This window comes from Rhizobacter sp. P2_D12, from assembly GCF_056404395.1.
The window spans coordinates 1-3,349 of the sequence record NZ_JBFUEB010000228.1 but is presented as its reverse complement, the minus strand read 5'-3'; the positions used below and the strand labels follow the sequence as shown (position 1 = coordinate 3,349).

Sequence of the window (3,349 nt, the reverse complement as noted above, 5' to 3'; positions counted from 1 at the left end):
CCCCCAGCATCACGCAGGCCAGGGCCAGCACCAACATCCTCGACGACCGCCGCGCTCGACTCATGGCCCGATCAGGAACTCCGCTGAAAAGCCGTCGATTGTGACAGCGGGCGCCTCGCTGCAGAATGCGCCTCGGAAGGAAGCCGCCCGCATGACCCCAACCCTCGCGCCGACCGCGCCCCGCCCTGCACCTGCCGCCGACGAGGCGGCCGCGCTGCAGCCGCGCCCCGACCTGGTCATCTGCGAGGAATGCGACGCGGTGCACCAGCGCGTCGCGCTCGAGCCCGGCCAGACGGCCCACTGCCAGCGCTGCGAAGCGCTGCTGGGCCGCGGGCACCGCGTGTCGCTGAACGGCCTGCTGGCGTTCGCGGTCGCGTCGCTGCTGTTCTTCCTGATCGGCAACGCGACGCCGCTGGTCTCGATCTCGGTGCGCGGCGTGGCCAATGCGATCAGCCTGCCCGAGGCGCTGTGGCACACCTGGCAGGCCGGCCAGCCGCTGTCGGCGATGCTGGCGGCGGCCACCGCGCTGGTGTTCCCGCTGATGGTGATCGTGCTGCGCCTGTACCTGCTGGTGCCGATGAGCCGGGGCCAGCTGCCGCCGCGCTTCATGCAGGCGATGCGGCTGGTGCGCTTCGCGACGCGCTGGAACATGGTCGAGGTGTTCATGCTGGGCGCGCTGATCGCGGTAGTGCGCAGTGCCGGGCTGGCCAGCGTGGTGCCGGGCCCGGCGCTGTTCGCGTACGGCGCGCTGACGCTGCTGTTGACGTCGAGCAGCGCCGCCGGCCTGCACCGGCTGTGGCAGCTGGGCGACGAGCTGCAGGGCACGCGCCGATGAAACGCACCGTGCGGCAGGTGTTCGCCAGCGGGCGCTGCGCCGGCTTGTACAACTGCGCCAGCTGCGGGCTGGTCTCGCAGCGCCGCGACGGCCAGGTGCCGCACGACGACGAGGCGGCCCACTGCCCGCGCTGCGGCAGCGCGCTGCACCTGCGCGTGCCCGACAGCCTGGAGCGCACCTGGGCCTGCCTGCTGGCCGCGGTGCTGCTGTACGCCCCGGCCAACCTGCTGCCGATCATGAGCACGGCCAACGTGTTCGGCCACGAAGAGCACACCATCCTCGGCGGCATCCGCGAGCTGTGGGATGCCCGCTCGTGGGGCCTGGCGCTGATCGTCTTCGTCGCCAGCATCGCGGTGCCGATCCTGAAGATCGCGTCGCTGTCCTTCCTCGCCTTCACCGCGCAGCGCTGCAGCTGCGTCAACGGCCTGCCGCGCACGCGCCTGTACCGCCTGGTCGAGGCGGTGGGACACTGGTCCATGCTCGACGTCTTCGTCGTCGTGCTGCTGGTGGGCATGGTGCAGTTCGGTGCGTTCGGCAGCGTCGAGCCCGAAGCCGGCCTGCTGGCCTTCGGTGCCGTCGTCGTGCTCACCATGCTGGCCAGCGCCAGCTTCGACCCGCGGCTGTTGTGGCCGGACGAGATTGATGCCCCCCATGCCTGACGACGACGTTCCCTCCCCTGCCCTCCCCGCCTCGCCCGAGCCGCCGCTGCCGCCGTCGCCGCCCTCGCCACCGCTACCGCCGGCGCCGGTGGTCGTCAGCCGCAAGCGCTCGCTGCCGTCGGTGGTGTGGCTGGTGCCGATCGTCGCGCTGGCGGTGGGCATCTCGCTGGTGATCAACAACCTGCTGCAGGCCGGGCCACGCGTCACGATCGAGTTCCGCACCGCCGAGGGCCTGGAGGCCGGCAAGACCGAGGTGCGCTACAAGGAGGTGGTGGTCGGCCGCGTCGACGGCGTGTCGCTCAGCGAAGACCGCAAGCGCGTGATCGCCTCGGTGCGGCTGGCGCGGTCGGCGGCATCGCTGGCGGTGGAAGACACCAACTTCTGGGTGGTGCGCCCGCGCATCGGCGTGGGCGGCATCAGCGGCCTGGCGACGCTGGTGTCGGGCGCCTACATCGGCGCCGATGCCGGCGCCTCGACCGAGGAGCGCAAGGCCTTCGTCGGCCTCGAGGTGCCACCCTTCGTGCTGCGCGGCGAACCGGGGCGCAGCTTCGTGCTGCGCGCGCCCGACCTCGGTTCGCTGGACGTCGGCTCGCCGATCTTCTACCGCCGCACGCGCATCGGCCGCGTGGTCGGCTACACGCTGGACCCGGTGCAGGACCAGCTGCTGGTGCAGATCTTCATCGAGTCGCCCTACGAGCGGCTGGTGAACGCGAAGACGCGCTTCTGGAACGCGAGCGGCGTGGACCTGACGCTGAACGCCAGCGGCCTCACGGTCGACACGCAGACGCTGACCTCGGTGATCGCCGGCGGCGTGGCGCTGGAACGCCCCGAGGGCACGCGCGACGACCCGCCGGCCGAGGCCGGCACGCGCTTCTGGCTGTTCGGCACCCGCAAGGCGGCGCTGGCGCCGCCGGACGGCCCGCCGACGCGGGTGCGCTTCGTGTTCGACCAGGGCATCCGCGGGCTGACGGCCGGCTCGCCGGTCGATTTCCTCGGTGTCGAGATCGGCTCGGTGCAATCGATCCGGCCCGGCTACGACGCGGCGCGCAGGCGCTACCCGATGGAGGTGGTGGCCGAGGTCTATCCGCTGCGGCTGGGCGCGGTGCGCGGGGCGCTGATCGCCCCCGGCACCGAGCGCGCGCGCCAGAACGAGCTGCTGTTCCGGCGCCTGGTGGAGAACGGGCTGCGGGCCCAGGTGCGCAACGGCAACCTGCTGACCGGGCAGATGTACGTCGCGCTCGACTTCATCCCGAAGGCGGCACCGGCAACGCTGCACCTGGCCGACGGCGTGCCGGTGATCCCGACGGTGCCGGGCACCTTGTCCGACCTGCAGCCGCAGATCGCCGAGATCGTCGCGAAGGTCAACAAGGTGCCGTTCGACGACATCGGGCGCAATCTGCAGGCGACGCTGTCGCAGGCGCGCGAGGCGATCGCGCAGCTGTCGCCGCAGGCCCAGGAGTCGCTGGCCGAGGTGCGGCGCACGCTCGAATCGGTGCAGCAGTCGCTGGGCAGGATCGACCGCAACCTGCTCGATCCGGACGCGCCGGTGCAACGCAACGTGGAGCAGACGATGACCGATTTGCAACGGGCCGCGCAGTCGCTGCGCGTGCTCACCGACTACCTGCAGCGTCACCCCGAGTCGCTGCTGCGCGGCAAGCCGGCCGATCCGCCGCTGCCGTCGCTGGAGAAGGCGCGATGAGGGCCGCGTGGTGGGCGATGGCGCTGGTGCTGGCGGGTTGTGCATCGCAAGCGCCGGTGCGCTTCCACAGCCTGCTGCCCGCGCCGGCCGCGAGCGCCCCGGCGCCGACCGCCGCGGCGCCGCTGGTGGTCGAGCTCGGGCCGGTTACGGTGCCGG

Annotated in this window: 3 protein-coding genes; all 3 read left to right on the top strand. The window is 72.3% G+C overall.

The annotated features are described in order from the left end of the window. Positions 1-151: 151 nt before the first annotated feature. From AC1DYN_RS31880 to AC1DYN_RS31870, 3 genes are read left to right on the top strand one after another with little or no spacing between them, the layout of a single operon-like run. Positions 152-835: a paraquat-inducible protein A gene (locus AC1DYN_RS31880; RefSeq protein WP_477966704.1), complete on the top strand. Its 684-nt coding sequence runs from the start codon at positions 152-154 to the stop codon at positions 833-835. After that, positions 832-1,494, top strand: coding sequence for a paraquat-inducible protein A (locus AC1DYN_RS31875; RefSeq protein WP_477966702.1), 663 nt, complete (start codon positions 832-834; stop codon positions 1,492-1,494). Before AC1DYN_RS31880 ends, AC1DYN_RS31875 begins: the two co-directional genes overlap by 4 nt. Beyond that, on the top strand, positions 1,487-3,193 hold the full coding sequence (locus AC1DYN_RS31870) for a PqiB family protein (protein ID WP_477966700.1): 1,707 nt from the start codon (positions 1,487-1,489) through the stop codon (positions 3,191-3,193). The genes AC1DYN_RS31875 and AC1DYN_RS31870 overlap by 8 nt, the downstream gene beginning before the upstream one ends. Positions 3,194-3,349: the final 156 nt, after the last annotated feature.